This window comes from Epilithonimonas arachidiradicis (assembly GCF_003610695.1).
GTDB lineage: Bacteria > Bacteroidota > Bacteroidia > Flavobacteriales > Weeksellaceae > Epilithonimonas > Epilithonimonas arachidiradicis.
Genome location: NZ_RAQH01000001.1, coordinates 519,446 through 539,920, shown reverse-complemented (window position 1 = coordinate 539,920; position 20,475 = coordinate 519,446). Strand labels below are relative to the sequence as shown.

Sequence of the window (20,475 nt, the reverse complement as noted above, 5' to 3'; positions counted from 1 at the left end):
AACATAAGATATTAAACATATATAATGTTACAAATCAAAAACTTACACGCCAAAATTGAAGACGGCGACAAAGAAATTTTAAAAGGAATCAATCTTGAAATAAAACCAGGCGAAGTTCACGCTATTATGGGACCGAACGGAGCTGGAAAATCGACTCTTTCCTCTGTGATTGCAGGAAAGGAAGATTATGAAGTAACGGATGGCGAAATTATTTTCGAAGGAGAAAAAATCGGCGAAGACGCGCCTGAGGAAAGAGCACACAAAGGCATTTTCCTTTCTTTTCAATATCCAGTGGAAATCCCTGGAGTTACCGTTACCAATTTCATCAAAGCTGCTCTTAATGAGACAAGAAAAGCAAACGGCTTGGAAGAAATGGGCGCTAAAGAAATGTTGGGATTGATTCGTGAAAACTCTGAGAAATTAGGCATCAGAAAAGATTTCCTTTCCCGTTCTTTGAACGAAGGTTTTTCCGGAGGTGAAAAGAAAAGAAACGAGATTTTCCAAATGATGATGCTAAACCCGAAATTAGCAATTCTTGACGAAACCGATTCAGGATTGGATATCGATGCTTTGAGAATCGTTGCTGATGGCGTTAACAAATTCAGAAGCGAAGGCAACGCCGTTTTGTTAATCACGCATTATCAAAGGCTTTTAAACTACATTCAGCCGGATTTCGTTCACGTTTTGGCGGATGGAAAAATCATAAAAACAGGAGATAAATCTTTAGCACTTGAATTGGAAGAAAAAGGTTACGATTGGCTTTTGAACTAATTTGAATATTAAATATAATTGTCATTCTGAATGCAGTGCAACGGAATGAAGAATCTAGATTCCTCGTTCTTCGGAATGACAAAAACCACTCAACCGATGCAAAATCAAACCATTACAATGGCTTTATTTGAACAAACAACAAATCAACATTCAGATTTTTTGGAATCGCTTCGTCATACTTTTTTGAATGAAGAAAGAAAAAACGCTCTTCAGAAATTTGAAGCAAAAGGTTTTCCGACCAAAAAAGATGAAGAATACAAATACACGAATCTGAAGGAAATCACGGAGAAAGATTACAATTTTTTCCCTTCAGAAGCGCATCACATTACCAAAGAGCAATTGGACGAATTGCATTTGGGAGAAGAACATTTTGACTGGATTGTCTTCATCAACGGAAAACTTCACAAAGAATATTCTAATATTTCTATTGAAAATGCAGAATTTTTGACATTGAACGAAGCTCTCAATGATTCAGCAAAAAAAGAAACTTTCAACCAATATTTCAATACGATTGCGAGCAAAGAATTAGCATTCACAAACTTGAATCTGGCTTACTTCAATGAAGGATTTTTCCTGAAAGTTCCAAAAAACATCGTCATCGAAAAACCGATTCACGTTTTTTATATCTCTGACAGTCAGGAAGAAAATACATTCTACAATACAAGAAACCTTCTGATTGTAGAAGCTGGCGCCAAAGTAGAAGTGATTGAAAGTCATCATAATTTTGATGAGTCTTTTGTTTTCACCAACTCTGTGACGGAGATTTTCACATACCAAAATGCAAAAGCAGACTGGCACAAATTACAGAACGACAGTGATACTTCTTACCTTGTAGACCACACATTTGCGAAACAGGAAAGAGACAGCTTAACGACTGTGAACACGTTCTCTTTCGGAGGGAAATTGGTTCGTAACAATCTGGATTTCATCCACAACGGAGAAAATATCAATTCCTTTATGAACGGTATCACGATTATTGGGAAAGACCAATTGGTAGACCACCACACCGCTGTTCATCACAATACGCCAAACTGCGAATCTTACCAGAATTACAAAGGAATTTTCAAGGACAAATCGCACGGTGTTTTCAACGGAAAAGTGTTTGTGAACAAGATTGCTCAGAAAACCAATGCTTATCAGCAGAACAACAACATTTTGCTGGACGAAGGCGCAACTATCGATACAAAACCTCAGCTAGAGATTTTCGCAGATGATGTCAAATGTTCACACGGCTGTACCGTTGGTCAGTTGAACGAAGATGCGATGTTCTACCTTAGAGCTCGTGGAATTTCCAAGAAAGAAGCAAGAGCATTATTGCTTTATGCTTTCGCCAACGATGCGATGCAGAATATTGACATTGAGCCACTCAAAGTAAAAGTTTCCAAACTTCTGGCAGAAAAACTGGAAGTCCAAATGGAATTTTAAATATATCAAATCGCATCTCTCAGGTGCGATTTTTCATGGGCGGACATTTCGCGCTATCCACTCCTACTCCTCACTCGGCGGCTCCACTGCGTTCCGCCGCCTCGCTGTGGGGTAACCGTTACTATCACGGCCGCAGATACAACTTCTTTTGAAATATTTGTCGTTAAATTGTAAATTTGAATCTTCTCAGAACAAATTTAATTTTAGCACAAATGAACTACGAACAATTACAATTCAACCTCAACGCTTACAAAGAAACCGGCGAAATCCTGGACGCCGCAAGATTCCTCATTCACGAATTTGATTTGGATGACGAGAATTTTTTAGGATTTGGTTTTCGAGAGGAATTAGAAAAAAACTCAATTCTGTTAACTGCCAATGGCGAAATCGGGGAAATGCAGGAAGTTTTGATTCCAAGAAATCTTTTCGATTTTGATTTGACTTTGGTTCTCAATATGCTCGCTCACGAGATGCTACACGTCCGCCAGAAATCGCCAAAAATGATGATTATGGACAAAAATGAACGTGAATGGCAAGCATACTACGAAATGTTATTTCACACCAATTTTCCACAGATTCCAGAACTTTCCGATTATTATAAAAACTTCTTTGGTGAAAAAGCGTTGATTTATTACGGAAGAATAGGCGAAGGGAGTGAATTGCAATTAAAATATTTGGAGCAAAAACGTGAAGTTGAAAAGCTTTTGCAAGACATTAAAAAATAAAACCAATCAATAATGACAAAACCTGAAATAGCCTGGAGTGATTTTGAGAAAATCGACATCAGAGTCGGAACCATTATTTCCGTCAATGATTTTGAAAAAGCCAGAAATCCTTCCTATCAATTGGAAATAGATTTTGGAGATTTGGGAATCAAAAAATCTTCAGCTCAAATCACAGCTTTGTATCAAAAAGAGGATTTGATAGGAAAACAGATTCTCGCAGTTGTGAATTTCCCAAAGAAACAAATCGCCAATTTTTTCAGCGAATGTCTGGTTCTTGGTGTTTATGGAGAAAATAAAAGTGAAGTGACTTTATTGAGTCCGAGTTTGCCTGTGAAAAATGGATTGGAAGTTGGGTAATACTTATTTAATTAATCCTTCTTTCCATAAAATATAAGTGTATAAGGAATAAAGTTTTCTTTGATTGCTTTTATTAATCCAATTATATTTTTTGAACACTTTTTCTTTCAGAAGATTATCTAATTCATTAACTGTAATTTCTTTCCCTTGAAAATCAATTGAGTTTGAACAATCATTTTGGACATTATCACACAAAGTTTTATAATATTCTATTTCCGAAATATTTAGTTCGGGAAACTTTTTTATTAATCTTTCTGATATACCTTTTCCAAAATTCTTACCCCATTCCAATGACAACTTTAATGCAAAGTTTTCTATTTTGAACGGTTTATTTTTTCTGAATAATGAAAACATAATTTTATTCTAATTTTATTTGATATAAGTTTTCACTTCATCAAGAATATTGAAAATCAATTCCATTGGTAAGTCTTCATCCATATCCAGAAGTAAGATTTTAAACTTTTTTCTGCCTTCAGATAATAATTCTGGATAATCAACTCTATCACCGTGGTAAAAACTGAGATAATGCTTTTGATGTTGTTTGCTGTAATAGAAATAGCAGAGCATTTTCTTTTTATATTTCAAGAAAGGAAGTCCAAAACTGAACGTTTCGGTTATCAATGCATCAGAATTTAAAATCTTCTCTCGGATAAACAAAAGTGCACTTCTCGCAGGTTCATCTATCCGATAAAAATATTCCTGAATTGGATTCATTAATCAAAATTCTGAAGCTCAACCAACTTTTTGTAAGTTCCATCTTTGTCCATCAATTCCTGATGAGAGCCTTGTTCGATAATGTCACCTTTTTCCATCACAACAATATGATCAGCCTTCTGAATCGTCGATAATCTGTGCGCAATAACCAAAGACGTTCTATTTTGCATCATTTTTTCCAGTGCATCCTGAACATATCTTTCGGATTCTGTGTCTAATGCAGAAGTTGCCTCGTCGAGAATCATAATTGGCGGATTTTTAAGAACCGCTCTCGCAATAGAGACACGCTGTTTCTGCCCACCAGAAAGCTTGTTTCCATCATCACCGATATTGGTATGATAACCTTCCGGAAGTTGTGAGATAAAATCGTGAGCATTGGCAATCTTAGCCGCTTCTATGATCTCCTCTTCGGTAGCATTTGGATTACCCATCAGGATATTATTGTACACCGAATCGTTGAACAACACAGATTCCTGAGTTACCATTCCCAGAAGTTTACGATAGTCTGTTAGTTTAAGATTTTTGATATTATGTCCGTCAATTAGGATTTCGCCCTCGGAAACGTCATAGAATCTTGCCAGCAGATTGGCAATCGTCGTTTTTCCACTTCCCGATTGTCCAACCAAAGCAACCGTTTTTCCCTTCGGTAAATCGATGGAGAAATTCTTCAGAATTAGGTTTGATTTTTCGTAATAGAAACCAATATTTTTGAATTCAATTTTATCTTTTAACTCAGAAATTGGTGTTGGATTCGGAACTTCATCCACTTTCAAGTCGTAATCCAAAACTTCGGAAACTCTTTCCAGACTCGCCATTCCGCCTTGAATATTAGAAACGGCATTCGACAAACGTTTGGCCGGGTCCAGAATCTGGAAAAAAACTGCAATGAAGGCAAGGAAAGTTGCAGGATCACGATTGGTTCCATTAATGATTTCTGTGCCCGCGTACCAAGTGATTAGTAACATCGTCACAGAACCCAAAAACTCGCTCATCGGCGAAGCCAGTTCCCGTCTTCTACTCATTGCAATAGCGTGATGCTGCCATTGGTTTGTCGTTTTGTTAAAACGGTTTTTCAGGATTTTATCGGCGTTAAAAATCTTAATGACTTTTGACGATTTCAAAGTTTCATCTACCAAAGAGAAAAGATTTCCTAATTCTTCTTGTGCATTCTTGGCTTGTTTTTTTAAGCTTTTCCCAACCCACGAGATAATCCAACCCATAATTGGAAAAACGATTAAAGAGAATAATGTCAACTTTGGAGAAAGGAGAAATAACGCTGTTAATGAGGAAATAATCATAAACGGCGAGTTCACAATATCCACCAAAGAACCCATGATACCGCCTTCTACGCCGCCGATATCGTTGGAAATCCTGGACATCATATCGCCTTTTCGTTGTTCTGTAAAGAATGAAACTGGTAATTTCAGAAACTTATCGTACATCGCTGTTCTCAAATCTCTCGTAATCCCAACCCTGTAGTTAACCAATAAATACGAACCGATGTAACGGAAAATATTCCTCAATAAAAAGGCAATGGCTGTGATACAACAAAGAATCGCTAAAACTTTGATTCCGCCGTGTTCATCAATATTAACCTGAATTGTATAATAAGCCCAATCTTTGACATAAGCGAAATAATCCCCCATTCTACCATTCCAAACCGGTGCTTTAGTCGTATCGATGGCATCTACTGTGCCGAACATTATGCTCAAAATCGGGAGCAAAGTTCCAATAGAAAAGATTTGCAAAAGCGAATAAAGAATGTTGAAAAACATACTTCCCCAAAGGTATTTCTGATGTGGTTTTGCAAACCCTAAAATTCGTTGGTATGGCTTCATTAAAAAAAATTGAAAGGCAAAAATACGGAAAATAAATAGCTTAGTTCGGTAAGACGTTAGAAATCATATTTTACCTTATCGTTATATTTTGGCTGGAAGTTTTTAGTATTCAACTTATTGATTGTCTTTGCAAAGTTGTTGATGATATTCGTCAAGTTATCGGCATCTACAATATTGATATCATCATTCACAGCATGATAATGGGATGCCTTGTTCATATCAACAGTGGAAATAGAATGGGCGATGATTTTCTTTTTGACAAAATTCACATTGTCTGACCTGTAAAATAAATGCTGACCCTGATATGGGTCTGGATAAACTTTCAATCCATTTACTGCACTGGCATTAATCAATTCATCGAAGTCAGAAAACTCGTCACCTGTCATAAATACGGCATTTTTCCCGAATTGAGATTCGGTTGCCAACATTTCGAAATTGAAAAGTGCCTTAATATTACTGAAAACCGGGTTCAGACTTTGATTCTCGGATAAAGCTTTGGAACCAACCAATCCAATCTCTTCCGCATTGAAAGCCATAAAAACCATTGAGAAGTCTGTTTTTTTATCTTTGAAATAATCTGCTAAACCAATTACCGTAGAAACGCCACTAGCATCGTCGTCTGCACCGTTGTAGATATTATCGCCTTCTTTGTTATTGGTTCCGATATGATCAAAATGTGCTGAATAAGCTAAACTTTGTTCTGATTTTCCTTTCTTGATTCCACAAACATTGTAGCCCTTTTGTCCTTTGTATTCGAAAGGAATCAGATAAGAATCTCCAAAGCAGTAATCCAGATTATTTTTTTTGAATTCCTGAGCGATGTATTCCGCCGCTTTATCATTTTCAGGCGTTCCGAATTTACGACCTTTCATTTCGTCTGAAGCAAGCGTTGATACAATATTAATGACACGTTCTTTAGAAACTTCCTGCGCAAAAGTAAATAGAGAATTGGCTGCTAGAATAAAGAAGATTATTTTTTTCATTGATGGATTAATTTTAAAATGATAAGTCGATGTTTTACGGGATTTGTTACCAATCATTATGCATAAAGGTAATAGCGCTTGTAGATAAAGAAAACCTCGAATAGAATAAAAAAGATTAAAACACCTGCATAATAGCTATTCTTTTTAGAATTAATGAAAACCAAAGCTAAACTCAACGGAATGTGTGTCAACACCCGGATTCCATACAACGGCATCAACGATTCCAGATAATCCTTACCTTTATAAAGCGTATCGACCAGATCTAGGCAAAACATCACGGCGAGAAATCCGAAAAGCCACTTTCTGCGGGAAAAAAAGTAAGTTTTGTAATCGTTGTTATGGTCTTTCAAATCGGCAGGATAAAGCAGTGTACACAAGACAAAAAATAAAATAATATAACCAATAATGAAAATGTACTGCGTGAAAGTCCACGACGTGATCGCACGCAAACGGTATTCCCACCACCAGAAATGGATCATCAAAATAAAAATATACAGTACAAACAGCAAGTGAATCCAGAATGGCTTGTTCCTACCGGGATGCTGGATGAATTTGACGCTACCATTCAGCAAAGTTCCGATTCCCAGACTTAGGATAATGCTGATGATTGTTTTTAAGTGATTGAATGTGTCCACGTTATTAAGCTTCTAACAAATCTATTAAAATAAAAAACAGCCTCCAAAAAGGAAGCTGTTCTCACTCAAAAAAATCGTCGTAAGTCTATCGAAGTCTGTCTACAGATTTTACGAGCCTCTCATCTTTCTTGATGTAAATATTTGCCAAAAGCAAACATATTACCGAGATTAATGGGAAAATCGGCTCAATACCCTTCTCAGGAAATTGGATTCCTCCGGATAAGTTTAATAGCCAGTAAGTCAAAAGACCAATCAACAAAGCGTTTATAAAAATGCTGATGTTATTCAGCAAGATTTGTCTTTTACGGTTTTTGAAACTAAAAATGCTTAATACCCCAAACAAAATTAATATAACTGTCAGAGCATTAATCGTCAAATATCTACCAAGAATGTCAAAATCCTGTGCGGTGATGTTCAGGAAAACACTTCCCAAAACTGCTAAAAATATCCAGACTGTTTGTATTCTTTGTAACATCTTTATTATAAATCCTTTATAAAAAAGCTTAAAATCGTTTGCAAAAGTAAAATAATTTTTGCTTAATTCAAAAATTAATGTAGATTTGCATTGTAATCACCTATTTAAAAATGATAACCTCCTGGTTTTCATTCTTACTTATACACAAATAAAAATTTACCCTTTACGTATTTATATGTTTAATATTGAAACGCTACGGTCAAAATCCGATGAGGAATTGGCTCAACTTTCTAAAGATTTAGGCGTTAAATTGGCAAAGAAAAGCTCTCCGGAAGACACGGTTTTCGCCATTCTGGACTATCAGGCTTCTAATCCAAAAATCATCAAAGATTATCTAAACGCCACTCAAGAGAATATGACGAAAAAAACAGAAGAGAATTCTACTGAAAAAGCTTCTCCTGCCAAAAAAAGAGGCAGGAAACCTGCAGAAAAACCACAGGAACCAGTTGAAGCGACTCCAGTTGCAGAGACATCTGTAAAAGAAGAAGCACCAGCTGAAGAAAAAAAGACACAAAGCACTCCAAAGAAAAAACCAAGAGCGAGAATCAATCAAAATCAATCAGAGGAAGCAACAACTTCTGAAACCGCTCCCAAAGCTGAGGAAGTAACAGAGGAAGTCAAAGCACAGCAACAGCAACCTCAGCAACAAAACAATCAGCAGCAAAAGGCTAATCACAACAAAGGCCAGCAAAAAACACAAAGACCTCAACAGCAAGCGAATAATCCTCAACAAAATAGTTCGCCGCAAAACAATCAACCCACAGAAACGCAACAACCACAGGAAGCACCGAAAAAAGAATTCAACTTTGACGGTATTGTAACCATTGAAGGTGTTTTGGAAATTCTTCCTGATAATTACGGATTCCTACGTTCTTCAGATTTCAGCTATATCTCTTCTCCGGACGACGTGTATGTTTCTACCAACCAAATCAGAAATTATGGTTTGAAAACCGGAGATACAGTCAAAGGAATTGTGAGATTGCCGAAAGAAGGTGAAAAATATTTCTCGCTACAGAAACCTACAGAAGTTAATGGAAGAGATTTGGCTTTTATCAAGGATAGAGTTGCTTTCGAATATCTGACACCGCTTTTCCCTCAGGAAAAATTCAATTTGGCGGGTAAAAACTCAACACTTTCTACAAGAATCGTTGACCTGTTTGCGCCAATCGGAAAAGGACAAAGAGCAATGATTGTTGCACAGCCGAAAACCGGTAAAACTATTTTACTAAAAGATATTGCTAATGCTATTTCTGCCAATCACCCGGAAGCTTATATGATGGTTCTCCTCATCGATGAAAGGCCGGAAGAGGTGACGGATATGCAAAGAAGCGTGAATGCGGAAGTGATTGCTTCTACATTTGATGAAGCAGCTGACAAGCACGTCAAAGTGGCCAATCTGGTTTTATCAAAAGCACAAAGAATGGTAGAATGTGGTCACGATGTTGTGATTCTTTTGGATTCTATTACGCGTCTGGCTAGAGCTTATAACACGGTAACACCAGCTTCCGGGAAAATACTTTCCGGTGGTGTGGATGCTAATGCGCTTCACAGACCAAAACGTTTCTTTGGTGCGGCTAGAAAAATCGAAAATGGCGGTTCTTTAACCATTATCGCAACTGCTTTGATTGACACAGGCTCCAAAATGGATGAAGTTATCTTCGAAGAATTCAAAGGAACCGGGAATATGGAATTGCAATTGGATAGAAAAATCGCTAATAAGAGAATTTATCCCGCCGTGGATTTGGTAGCATCCAGCACAAGACGTGATGATCTTTTACAAGACGAGGCAACTCAGCAGCGTATGTGGATTATGAGAAAATATCTGGCTGATATGAATCCTCTGGAAGCTATGGAATTTGTTCAAAAACAAATGAAAGTGACCAGAAACAATGAAGAGTTTCTGATGTCTATGAATAAATAATTTTTCAGATTAAATAAAAAAGCTCGGCTCGCAATTGCGAGCCGTAACTTTAGTATTACCAAGGTAATAATTTATCTTTAGGCGACGAAAACGTCTTTCACATCTGATTTTCTGCTGAGAACGGCGTGGGCATAGGAACAATGCGCTTTGATAGACCAGCCATTCTTCCTTGCAAAATCTACAGATTTCTCAACAAGCATTTTTCCTAGACCTTTCCCTTCGAATTTTGGAAAAACCATCACATAACTTACAATCAGTTTTTTGAGTTCAGGAACGATGGTGTAAGTCAATCTTCCAATTTCTTCCTGTTGATTCTTCATTGATATAAATCCGCCATTTCCAGACTTTTTGTTTTCAAAGAGAAGTTCCATAAAATTCGTTTTGAAAGTTATTAGCTAAAATTATTCCAAAAAACCAGATTATTAGCAATGATTCACAAAATAATATAAATAATTATCTCACAGGCGTCCTGAACTCTCCATAACCAAGCAATCCATCGAAGTTTCTTCCGAATGGTGTGTAATATAAGAAGGCCTGATAAAGGTTTTCTGTTTGCCAGAAATTTCCATTGACTTCACCGTAATTCAGTTTGCCATCAGAACCTTTTGTCGCAATGATATAATTATAAAAGCCTTGTTTCAGATAGATTTTTGCAATATACTTCTGAGCTTTCTCATCATATTGCATTTGGCTGGTTTTGTCAGCTTTATAATCATTGAACATCCCAAGAACATAGAATTCTTTATCCGACTTCTGACTATCAAGAGCAAAATAAACCCAGGAATAATCCGCTTCTCTGTCCGCATTCCTTTCGATCCCTAAATCATTTCTGCGGAAATAGAAAGCACCATTCACGTCCGGCTGATATTGGTAATCACCAGGATAAGCCCAGACCGGATAGAGATAAGTGTAGTTTCTGCCATCGATGTTTTCTGTATTGGCCACCATATCCATCGCCTGATTCATAATCTTATTATCAAAATAATAGAACTCATTATTTCCCGGAAAAGCCAAATTCAGTTGTTGAAACAAAAGCTGATTTCCCATTGTTGAGCTGGCGCGCAGGTTTTTCAAAGCAATATCCCAATTGTTATTTTGAATCACACTTAACGAGAGCGATGACAAATTATTGGTAATTCCAGAACCATTTCCAGTTGCCTGAATTTCAATCCTTTGTTTCAGGTTGGGATTTTTAGCATCAATAAATCTTGTGACATTGATTCCCAAATTAGCCCCATCTTCATAGATACAAAATCTTCTTGTAAACAAAGGTTTTTCCTGAGAATCTTTGTAAACGATAATCTCATAATTTCCAGATATTTTTGGCTGAATTTTCTCATTCGGGAAAGCTAGTTCGTAGTGCGTATATTTCTGATAAGTATTGAAAGAATATTGGAAATTCTCAATCAAAGCATTCATACTTCCATTGGCAAATTCTGTGAAAAACAAACCGTCTTCTTCCCAGTTTTTATTGTAATGCTTGTAAGTATATCTATACAATTGGCTGCTGTTGGACAAATCATCGAATCTTAAAATCAATTGTCCACCTTGAGCAATAACCGGCGTTTCATCATTGGTTTTAGGATTAAAGATTTGGATACTTTTGATTTCCTGTCCAAAAGAAATTGCACTTAAAAAAAGAAAAAATAGTTTAATTACCTTCATCTTGCTAAGTTAATGTTTTATATTTTTACATCTAAAATAAAAAGAATGTTGCACGTAAAATCCTTTGCATTTAACCCGTTTTCTGAGAATACATACGTTATTTATAACGATGAAAAGGAGGCTTTTCTTATAGATCCGGGAAATATGCCCGAAGCAGAAACCGAAACTTTGTACAATTTCATCAAAACCAATGGGCTTAGTATCAAAAATATTCTGCTGACGCACGCACACATCGACCATATTCTTGGTTTGCAATGGGCTTATGATACTTTTGATGTTCCGATTTTAATTCATTCCAATGAGATGGAAATTCTTGACCGAGCTTCTTTCACTGCTAAAAATTATGGCTTTTTCTTTCCTGCTTTCAAAGGGGAAATTCAGCATATTAAAGAAGGTGATAGATTAAACTTAGGTTCTGAAACCATTGAAATTTTCGACGTCCCTGGACATTCGCCGGGAAGTGTTGCTTTTTATAATCAAAATAACGGATTTGTGATTTCCGGCGATGCGCTTTTTATGATGAGCATTGGGAGAACCGACCTTCACAAAGGCGATTATGAACAATTGATTTCGAGTATTAAAAATAAATTACTGACTTTGCCGGAAAGCACAAAAGTCTACAGCGGACACGGAGAACCAACATCAATCGGTTTTGAAAAAGAGCATAACCCTTTCCTTAAATAAAATTAATTAGTTATGAAATACAAGATTTTATTTTTCTTTTTATTGATTTCCAGTGTTGTATTTTCCCAAAACGAAAAGCTGGATAAAATTAAGACTGAAAATATTCAGAAAATAATTAAGTTATTTCAGACCAAAAATATTGACGGAATTTCTAAAATTGTCAATTATCCTCTGAGAAGAGAATATCCAATTCCTGATATTAAAAACAATGCTGAATTAAAGAAGAGATTCAATCAGATTTTTGATGCGAAAATCATTAATAAAATTTCAAATTCCAAAATTGAGCAATGGTCAGAAGTCGGCTGGCGAGGAATAATGTTGGACAACGGAGATTTGTGGATTGATACAGATGGAAGAATTACAGCCCTGAATTATCAAAGTCCATTTGAAACAAATCAAAAAAACACCATTATTGTTAACGAAAAGAAAAATCTATTTTCCACTTTGAGACAATATAAATCGCCAGTTTATAAATTGACAACTAAAAGTTATTTGATTAGAATTGATGAACTAGGCAATGGAAAATACCGTTATGCTTCTTGGAAATCAGATAAAAAAGAATCTACAAAACCCGATTTGATTTTGACTAATGGTGAAATCAGAATGGAAGGAAGCGGCGGTAATCATACCATTACTTTCAAAAAAGGCGAGTTCAGTTACATTATTTACAGAGGAATTATTGGCGAAAAAGATGCACCGGAAATCGATTTGACCGTTGAACAAAACAATAAAGTTATCCTTCAACAAGACGGAAAATTGATACAATAGTTTATGTTGTCAGGCTGAGGCTCTCGAAGCCCATTAATAAAAAAACGCTTCCAAAATTGGAAGCGTTTCTGTTTCTAGTCCTGATGAACTTCTGATAAAATCGGTCCCGAAGAAACCAATTCCAGAGCTTCGTCATTATCTGTAAATTGCTCAAAATACTTAATATATCTCGCAGCCAAATCTTTAGCCTTAGCTTCCCAATCAGAATTATTCTCATAAGTATCTCTTGGATCCAAGATATTTTCAGAAACATTTGGTAATGCAACAGGGAATTCCAAATTCATTACAGGAACTTTATTAGTTGCTGCATTATCAATGCTTCCATCAATAATAGCATCGATAATCGCTCTCGTATCTTTAAGAGAAATTCTCTTTCCAGTTCCGTTCCAGCCTGTATTTACCAAATAAGCTTTTGCGCCGTGCTCTTTCATTTTTCCAATCAACGTTTTGGAATACATCGTGGGATGCAATGTCAAAAATGCTTCTCCAAATGCCGGTGAAAAAGAAGGTGTCGGTTCTGTGATACCGCGTTCTGTTCCTGCTAATTTTGATGTATATCCGCAAAGGAAATGATATTGCGCCTGTTGGTCTGTCAAGATAGAAACCGGAGGCAAAACCCCGAATGCATCTGCCGACAAATAAATGATTTTACTCGCGTGACCAGCTTTGGAAGGCAGAACAATTTTGCTGATATGATAAATTGGATAGGAAACTCTTGTATTTTCCGTAATCGAACCATCAGCATAATCTACATTCCCTTCGTCGTCTGTTACGACGTTTTCCAATAATGCATCTCTTCTGATAGCGCCATAGATATCCGGTTCTTTTTCCTTGCTAAGATCAATTACTTTTGCGTAGCAACCACCTTCGTAATTGAAAACACCATTGTTATCCCAGCCGTGCTCATCATCGCCAATCAGATAACGTTTTGGGTCTGCAGAAAGCGTTGTTTTACCTGTTCCGGAAAGTCCAAAGAAAACCGCTACGTCACCGTCCTCACCTACGTTGGCTGAACAATGCATAGAAGCCATTCCTTTCAAAGGGAGGTAATAGTTCATTATTGCGAACATTCCTTTCTTCATTTCTCCGCCGTACCAAGTTCCGCCGATAATCTGCATTTTCTTGGTCAAATCGAACATTACAAAAACTTCAGAATTAAGCCCGTGTTGTTCCCAATTTGGATTGACAGATTCGGAAGAATTAATCACTACAAAATCCGGCTCTCCATAATTTTGAAGATCATAATGAGAAGGACGGATGAACATATTCATCACAAAATGAGCTTGCCAGGCCACTTTTGTCACGAACCTCACTTTCAGTCTTGTATCCTCATTAGAACCACAAAATGTATCGATAACGTAGATTCTGTCGCCGGAAAGGTCTTTGGTAACGATGTCTTTTAACTCATCAAAAACTTCGACTGTAGTTGGACGATTGATATTGCCGTCCCACCAAATCGTATCCTGAGTGATATTGTCTTTTACAATATATCGGTCTTTTGGAGACCTGCCGGTAAAAATTCCCGTTTTTACAGCCACAGCTCCCGACTTTGTCAAAACGCCTTTAGCAAATCCGGAATTATTCGGATCCATTTCCGCCTGGAAAATTTCTTCATAAGTTGGATTGTGGATGATTTCTTTCGGATTGAAAATACCTTGACGTTCAAGATAAGATTTTAACTTGTCCATTTTTAATTTTTTTTGAAGATTAAAGGTGTTGCGACAAATGTAAAAATATCAGCGAATTATCAAAGTTTTTATAAACTGACATTCATCAGTTAAAATAAAATTTATAATTAGTTAATAATCAATTAATTAAATCCGGCCAAGAAAATATTCTGGGGAAACCTTGCTTTTTGAAATAGCTTTCATAATCTCCAAATTTGGACGCAAGGACGAAATCTCCACCCCAAGCTCCCAAACTTTTGACAAAGCTCGGGCAATTTTGGAAATATTTTTCTTTTACAGTTGGGATTCCGAGAAAATCAGACAGTTTTTGCTCGTGAATTGTCATTAATTCTGAAAATTCTTCCAAATTTTGACTATTGACAATCATTTTGGTTAATTTAGAATAGTCATTGATTAATTCCGTTGAAGTTGGCTTAGACTTGTAATGAGAAATCCCTTCTCTTGTATCTTGTTTTTGATTGAGATGAATGAAAATCAGTTCATTTTTAAAACTCGGATTGAAATCAATTTTATGATAAGTCCTTTCCGGAAAACGGCTGTAGAGAACTGCAGATTTTTCTTTGGCAACAGCAACGTCATAACCACTTCCGCCTAAACTGATTTCGTTCAGAATAAAAGCATCGATGTTTGCCCATTCTGCAAGATTATTCATCAAGGTAGAACTGCTTCCTAATCCGAAGTCTGAAGGAAACTGAAGATTAGTTTTGATGTGATAAGAAGTATCACTTTTTAGTTTGGTATCAGAAAGATTCTGAACATTTTTGAGTGTTTTAAGAATGAACTCCGAAGCTTTGGAATCATTGGTTTCGAAGATTTCCCAATTTTTATAATTGATAACAGCTTTGAGCCATACTTGATTCTGATGATAAGCTTCCCAAACAATCAATGACTTCTGGTCTTCATTCTCTGTATAAAAAAGCTCTTGTCCCAGCTTTGTTGGAATAGCCAGGACAAGAGCGCCATCAACAGCAACATATTCTGAGGTAAGCATTAACTTGCCTGGTGAAAATATCCTGCTCATTTGTTGATTGTTTTATTTTTTAATAATCGTTTTTTTGGAACATTGAATTGCAGCAACCCGACTTGAGCGGAAATCCTTTTTGCTTTTTTGCTAAAAATTAAAAAGATTGGGAGCCCTTCGACTTCGCTCAGGATAAACTACAGGCGGATTAAGCTGCTCTAAAATTCTATTCTTAGATTGCAGAAGCAACCGTTACTTCCGGATTAATTTTTTTAATCAAACCTTGAAGCGTTTTTCCAGGTCCAACTTCTACGAAGTTACTTGCTCCGTCTTTTATCATATTCTGAACACTCTGAGTCCATTTTACCGGACCTGTCAACTGAGCAATCAGATTTTTCTTGATTTCTTCCGGATCAGAAACCGCAGTTGTTGTGATGTTTTGATAAACCGGAATCGTTGGATTTCTGAACTTTGTATTTTCAATCGCCGCAGCCAATCTCTCTTGGGCAGGCATCATCAATGGAGAATGGAAAGCACCATTTACAGGTAGCAACAAAGCTCTTTTTGCACCAGCCGCTTTCAAAGCTTCACAAGCTTTTTCTACAGACGCTGTTTCTCCAGAAATTACTAATTGTCCTGGACAGTTGTAATTGGCAGGAACAACAATTCCCTCGATTTCTGCACAGATTTCTTCAACTTTCGCATCTTCCAGACCAAGAATTGCAGCCATAGAACTAGGATTAATATCACAAGCCATTTGCATTGCCTGTGCTCTTTCGGAAACTAATTTCAGTCCGTCTTCGAAAGACAAAACACCGTTAGCAACCAAAGCAGAAAACTCGCCTAAAGAATGTCCGGCAACCATCTGAGCGCCTAAACCGTTCGCTACTTTTACAGCAGCAACCGAGTGTAAGAAGATAGCAGGCTGAGTTACGCTGGTTTTTTTAAGGTCTTCGTCTGTCCCATTGAACATTACTGAGACAATATCAAAACCAAGAATATCATTGGCAGAATCCATCAGGTCTTTCACATCCTTTCGGGAATCGTAAAGTTCTTTTCCCATCCCGACAAACTGTGAACCCTGCCCAGGAAATACAAGTGCTTTCATATATTTATAAATGATAATTGATGAATGATAAATGATTATATCATCAATGTTTTAAATTTTATTTTATTTCTACGGGTGAAAGTGCGAATCCTGAATCAATTATCATTCATCACATATCAACTATAATTATTGCATCAATCTCACCACTCTGTAACCGTTGTTGATGTAAGCGCCGTTTGGTTTTGCTTTTACAAACTCGAATTTGGTAGCCAGCTGTGTTTGTGATTTACCGATTTGTTTGAAGATTTCTCCTTTTTTATTTTCTCTCGTTAGCATATCATTCATCACGTCGAAACCGATTACCGCATATTTTGAAGGTGTTTTGCAGTATTTTACTTTGTAAGCAGCAAGAATTTCTTTTTCAAAATCTCCGTCATAATTAATTTTTCTGTCCATCAGATAAACCAGACTTGCTCTGGAAAGGTCATCCACATTTTTCTCAAAACTTGGACTGTAGAACATACTGAATGCTTTTACACCTTCTGTTTGTTTTCCAAGATTAATGATTTTGGAAGCAAATGCAGCACCTGCAGATTCGTCATCATCAGCCAAAATCGCAATCACAGGAACCGATTGTCCAGTCATCATATTATTTTCCAGCTGAATTTCTGATGAGGAATTAACAATAACTACATTCGGTTTTGACAATGATTTTTCCAACCCGGCTTTAATTGCGTTAGCATTCGCTTTGGAATTGTCTGCAACGATATAGATTTTCTGGTCCTGATAAACCTGACCAACTTCTTTTACGATTCTGTCTGAATAAACCGAATTTTCAGTTTCGACGATAATCAGATTGCTGTAATCAAAAAGGTCTTCGGAGTTAGCAAATGGTGCAACCACAGGAATCTTTTTGTCATTGACGAATCTTAGAACTTCAAGAACACTTGATTTGAAAAAAGGTCCAACAATCAAATCTGTATTATCCGGATTGATTTGAGAAAGGCTATTTTTAAAAGTCGTTTCGTTTCCCGCATCTACCACTTTGATGTCCAGTTTTTGTCCGTTGGTTGCATTTCTTTCCGCAGCTAATTTCGCACCTGTCAGGAAATCCATAGACATTGTTCTGTACTTTGCATCATTAGCATCAAACCCGAAAGGCAACATCAAAACAACACTCAAAACATCACCTGCTTTTTTAGAATACATCGGATCTTGCTTCTTGATTTTCAAAGTCATTCCAGCTTTCAAACCATCGGCAAGATTTGGATTAAGGCTAATCAATTGGTCCAGCGTTACATTGAATCTGTTCATAATACTGAACATTGTATCGCCACTTTGAACGGTGTAAGTTACATAATCATCTTCTGAAGAAGCTGTGTTTGAAGAGTTTTTCACAGGTTCTGAAAGCGTAGTCTGTCTTGTCGTTTCCGTCACCGGAGCCGAAGTTGTATTGCTTTGAGAATTATCTTCAACTTTGATAGAATTATTAGAAGAAGTTGCAACAGAATCAGAACCCGAAACTCTGATTGTTTCACCTGGTTTCAAACCAGAAGATTCCAATCCCGGATTCAATGCGAATAACTGCTTCTGAGTCAGGTTGAACTGTCTCGATATTTTATAATAATTGTCTTTTGCCTGAACAACGTATAAGCCTTTGTCAGAAGAAGCTGTTTCAGTTTTCGTTACCGTTTTTACTTCCGCAGGTTTTTCTGTAATTGTTGTGGTCTGAACAGCTGCTGTTGCTGCAGGTGCAGAACCACCGAACTTCTGAATGTTATCTAAAGGCAAAGTAATCTTATCCCCTATTTTCATATGAGAATCCAGTTCAGGATTCAGTTTTCTAAGGTCAGCCTCAGAAATCTGATATTGTTTTGTAATGCCGTAAATGGTTTGCTTTGGCTGCAACGTAATGGTTCCTGTTTTTCCTGTTTTAGTTACAGAATTTGTAGAAGCAGGCGTGGAAGCTACGGTTTTTGTACCGCCACTACTTTTTGAAACGACAATAATATCGCCGATTTTCAGCCCATTATCTTTAGCGGAAGGATTCATCCGATACAATTCATCTACCGTCAAACCATATTGTTTAGAAATCCCGTAAGGCGTTTCCTTAGCTAAAACGGTGTGGGTTTTCTGCGCAGAAAGCCCCAAAAAGCTGATAAGTCCCGATAAAATGAAAATCTTTTTAATCATCCCTTTCTTTATATGGTTACAAAAATAATGCTTTCAATTTAAATGGGCGAAATAATCAATTCCGATTTTTGAACATCCATTTGTTGATAAGTTTCAGCAATCCATTCTTTTCCCAAATCTGCGTAAAACACGCTGAAATTCAAAACTCTTTCCTGCCAGGTTCCGCCCGGATGAACTTTCAGAAATAAATTCTGCATCTGTTCAAATTTCTCAGACTGCTTTATTTTCTCAGCTTTCAAAAGACGTTTTTGCATTCTTTTGAAAGATTTTAATTGTCGAGTTTCCTCTGCATTCACAAGGTTTACAAACGTTTTGTCTGTTTGTTCTGCCTTTGTTTTTATTTCTGAAAACGAATTAATTAAATCTTGTTCTTTCTGTTGAAGAAGCAATTTGATTTCGTTATTATCTAATATTTTTTGATTGATAACTTCCGCAAAGTTTCCGAAGAAATCTTCAATCTTCAATCCTGAATTTTCAATTTTTCTGAAGGTTTTTTCTTCCAGAAACAACATCGAGTTTCTCGGAATCAAAATCGGGAAAGGAAGATTAATGGATTCGAAATAATCTTTCAACTCTATCCAATACATAATCTCAGCGTTTCCGCCAACATAAGCCAGATTTGGCATAATCGTTTCCTGATAAGCAGGACGAAGAACCGCATTGGGACTGAATTTTTCGGGATGATTTTCCAGTTCGTTGAGAATTTCCTCTTGAGAAAACTTCAAATCGGTTTCTAGAATAAAACAATCATTGTTAATTTTTTCTATCCGATTTCTGGTTTCCGTCAAATAAAAAAGATTGATTTCTCTTGGATTGACCTGAACTTTGTGATATTCTTTCTCGAGAAATTCTCTTTGATTTTTAGTTGTTTCGAAAAGCTGATTGGATAATAATTCTTGACGGAAGATTTTTTTAACCTGACTTTTCAGTTCTTTTTCGTTTCCGTCAATCGTCAGTAACCCGTAATCTGCAAATAATTGATTGACCAAATACCGAATGGCTTGCGTGTGGGTTTTCCCTTGTTGATAGGCTTTTTTAATCCAGAGAATCAATTCGGTACCATAAACATTATCTTTGAATTCTTTCTCAAATTCCTGAACAAAAAAGTTCTCATCGATTGTAATCCTACCAACATCGCCACCAGCATTACCTTTGATTTCGTAGTAATGGTCACGTGTTTTGAAGTGGTTGATTTCTTCAAAATCGTGGTCTTCTGTTGCCATCCAAAAAACAGGAACAAAATTATACTCTGGGAAATTGGATTTTAAAAATTCTGCAGTTTTGATAGTCTGCAAAATCTTATAAACAAAGAAAACCGGACCTGTAAATAGATTGAGCTGATGTCCAGTCGTAATGGTAAACGTATTTTTATCTTTTAGAGAAAACAGATAATCCAATTGTTTTGGAGACATCTGCTCTTCCTGATTCTGTGACAAGATTGCATCATAAAGCAATTCTCTCTTATCATCGGAGTACGAATTTTGTTTCTCAGAAATTTGATTTTTGAAGTTGTCTAAATCGAATGTTTTATTCTGAAATCCGTCCAGTTTTTTTCCCAAGAAATCTTTGATAAGTTTTGGAATGCTGTTTATATGTTCGAAACCGATGGTCATTTGGTTGATAC

The 20,475-nt window shown here is 36.6% G+C and carries 20 protein-coding genes; 7 read left to right on the top strand and 13 right to left on the bottom strand.

All coding sequences use genetic code 11. The annotated features are described in order from the left end of the window. The first annotated feature begins 24 nt into the window (after positions 1-24). From sufC to BXY58_RS02550, 4 genes are all read left to right on the top strand, one after another. Positions 25-771, top strand: a complete 747-nt coding sequence (gene sufC, locus BXY58_RS02565) for a Fe-S cluster assembly ATPase SufC (protein WP_120212231.1) — start codon at positions 25-27, stop codon at positions 769-771. Positions 772-888: 117 nt separating this feature from the next. Beyond that, complete coding sequence (gene sufD, locus BXY58_RS02560) at positions 889-2,196, top strand: Fe-S cluster assembly protein SufD (RefSeq protein WP_120212524.1); 1,308 nt, start codon at positions 889-891, stop codon at positions 2,194-2,196. 212 nt (positions 2,197-2,408) lie between these two features. Continuing rightward, the gene (locus BXY58_RS02555; protein WP_120212523.1) at positions 2,409-2,921 is read left to right on the top strand and encodes a hypothetical protein; all 513 of its coding nucleotides are present in this window, start codon (positions 2,409-2,411) and stop codon (positions 2,919-2,921) included. 9 nt (positions 2,922-2,930) lie between these two features. Next, entirely contained in the window at positions 2,931-3,278 is a 348-nt protein-coding gene (locus BXY58_RS02550) for a tRNA-binding protein (protein ID WP_120212230.1), read from the top strand. A 3-nt stretch (positions 3,279-3,281) separates the two neighbouring features. On the opposite strand, the gene BXY58_RS02545 is transcribed toward BXY58_RS02550, so the two are convergent. The 6 genes from BXY58_RS02545 to BXY58_RS02520 form a co-directional block, all read right to left on the bottom strand. Next, the gene (locus BXY58_RS02545) at positions 3,282-3,569 is read right to left on the bottom strand and encodes a hypothetical protein (protein WP_147366788.1); all 288 of its coding nucleotides are present in this window, start codon (positions 3,567-3,569) and stop codon (positions 3,282-3,284) included. Positions 3,570-3,647: 78 nt separating this feature from the next. Continuing rightward, positions 3,648-3,992 carry a DUF1801 domain-containing protein gene (locus BXY58_RS02540; RefSeq protein WP_120212228.1) on the bottom strand — a complete coding sequence of 115 codons (345 nt, stop codon included), beginning with the start codon at positions 3,990-3,992 and terminating at the stop codon, positions 3,648-3,650. Next, complete coding sequence (locus BXY58_RS02535) at positions 3,992-5,830, bottom strand: ABC transporter ATP-binding protein (RefSeq protein WP_120212227.1); 1,839 nt, start codon at positions 5,828-5,830, stop codon at positions 3,992-3,994. Before BXY58_RS02535 ends, BXY58_RS02540 begins: the two co-directional genes overlap by 1 nt. Positions 5,831-5,886: 56 nt before the next feature. Then, positions 5,887-6,813, bottom strand: a complete 927-nt coding sequence (locus BXY58_RS02530; protein ID WP_120212522.1) for a M28 family peptidase — start codon at positions 6,811-6,813, stop codon at positions 5,887-5,889. Positions 6,814-6,869: 56 nt separating this feature from the next. Then, entirely contained in the window at positions 6,870-7,448 is a 579-nt protein-coding gene (locus BXY58_RS02525; protein WP_120212226.1) for a hypothetical protein, read from the bottom strand. Between the two features lie 85 nt (positions 7,449-7,533). After that, a complete protein-coding gene (locus tag BXY58_RS02520; protein WP_120212225.1) occupies positions 7,534-7,923 on the bottom strand; it encodes a DUF4293 family protein in 390 nt (129 codons plus the stop codon). Between the two features lie 175 nt (positions 7,924-8,098). Between BXY58_RS02520 and rho the strand changes: the two genes are divergently transcribed. After that, complete coding sequence (rho, locus tag BXY58_RS02515; RefSeq protein WP_120212224.1) at positions 8,099-9,844, top strand: transcription termination factor Rho; 1,746 nt, start codon at positions 8,099-8,101, stop codon at positions 9,842-9,844. Between the two features lie 77 nt (positions 9,845-9,921). Here the strand turns inward: rho and BXY58_RS02510 are convergent, their stop codons facing one another. Together BXY58_RS02510 and BXY58_RS02505 are read right to left on the bottom strand one after the other, a co-directional pair. Continuing rightward, positions 9,922-10,215 carry a GNAT family N-acetyltransferase gene (locus tag BXY58_RS02510; RefSeq protein ID WP_120212223.1) on the bottom strand — a complete coding sequence of 98 codons (294 nt, stop codon included), beginning with the start codon at positions 10,213-10,215 and terminating at the stop codon, positions 9,922-9,924. A gap of 82 nt (positions 10,216-10,297) precedes the next feature. Further along, on the bottom strand, positions 10,298-11,509 hold the full coding sequence (locus BXY58_RS02505) for a type IX secretion system plug protein (protein WP_120212222.1): 1,212 nt from the start codon (positions 11,507-11,509) through the stop codon (positions 10,298-10,300). Between the two features lie 45 nt (positions 11,510-11,554). Between BXY58_RS02505 and BXY58_RS02500 the strand changes: the two genes are divergently transcribed. Continuing rightward, entirely contained in the window at positions 11,555-12,193 is a 639-nt protein-coding gene (locus BXY58_RS02500) for an MBL fold metallo-hydrolase (protein ID WP_120212221.1), read from the top strand. Between the two features lie 12 nt (positions 12,194-12,205). Then, positions 12,206-12,961: a hypothetical protein gene (locus tag BXY58_RS02495; RefSeq protein WP_120212220.1), complete on the top strand. Its 756-nt coding sequence runs from the start codon at positions 12,206-12,208 to the stop codon at positions 12,959-12,961. Between the two features lie 74 nt (positions 12,962-13,035). Here BXY58_RS02495 and pckA read toward each other — a convergent pair whose 3' ends face one another. The 5 genes from pckA to bshC form a co-directional block, all read right to left on the bottom strand. Then, entirely contained in the window at positions 13,036-14,649 is a 1,614-nt protein-coding gene (pckA, locus tag BXY58_RS02490; RefSeq protein ID WP_120212219.1) for a phosphoenolpyruvate carboxykinase (ATP), read from the bottom strand. A gap of 118 nt (positions 14,650-14,767) precedes the next feature. Next, the gene (locus BXY58_RS02485) at positions 14,768-15,670 is read right to left on the bottom strand and encodes a GYDIA family GHMP kinase (protein ID WP_120212218.1); all 903 of its coding nucleotides are present in this window, start codon (positions 15,668-15,670) and stop codon (positions 14,768-14,770) included. 172 nt (positions 15,671-15,842) lie between these two features. Next, positions 15,843-16,718, bottom strand: coding sequence for an ACP S-malonyltransferase (gene fabD / locus BXY58_RS02480; protein WP_120212217.1), 876 nt, complete (start codon positions 16,716-16,718; stop codon positions 15,843-15,845). A 126-nt stretch (positions 16,719-16,844) separates the two neighbouring features. After that, positions 16,845-18,851, bottom strand: coding sequence for an amino acid ABC transporter substrate-binding protein (locus tag BXY58_RS02475; protein ID WP_185140456.1), 2,007 nt, complete (start codon positions 18,849-18,851; stop codon positions 16,845-16,847). A gap of 38 nt (positions 18,852-18,889) precedes the next feature. Then, the gene (gene bshC / locus BXY58_RS02470; protein ID WP_120212215.1) at positions 18,890-20,464 is read right to left on the bottom strand and encodes a bacillithiol biosynthesis cysteine-adding enzyme BshC; all 1,575 of its coding nucleotides are present in this window, start codon (positions 20,462-20,464) and stop codon (positions 18,890-18,892) included. Positions 20,465-20,475: the final 11 nt, after the last annotated feature.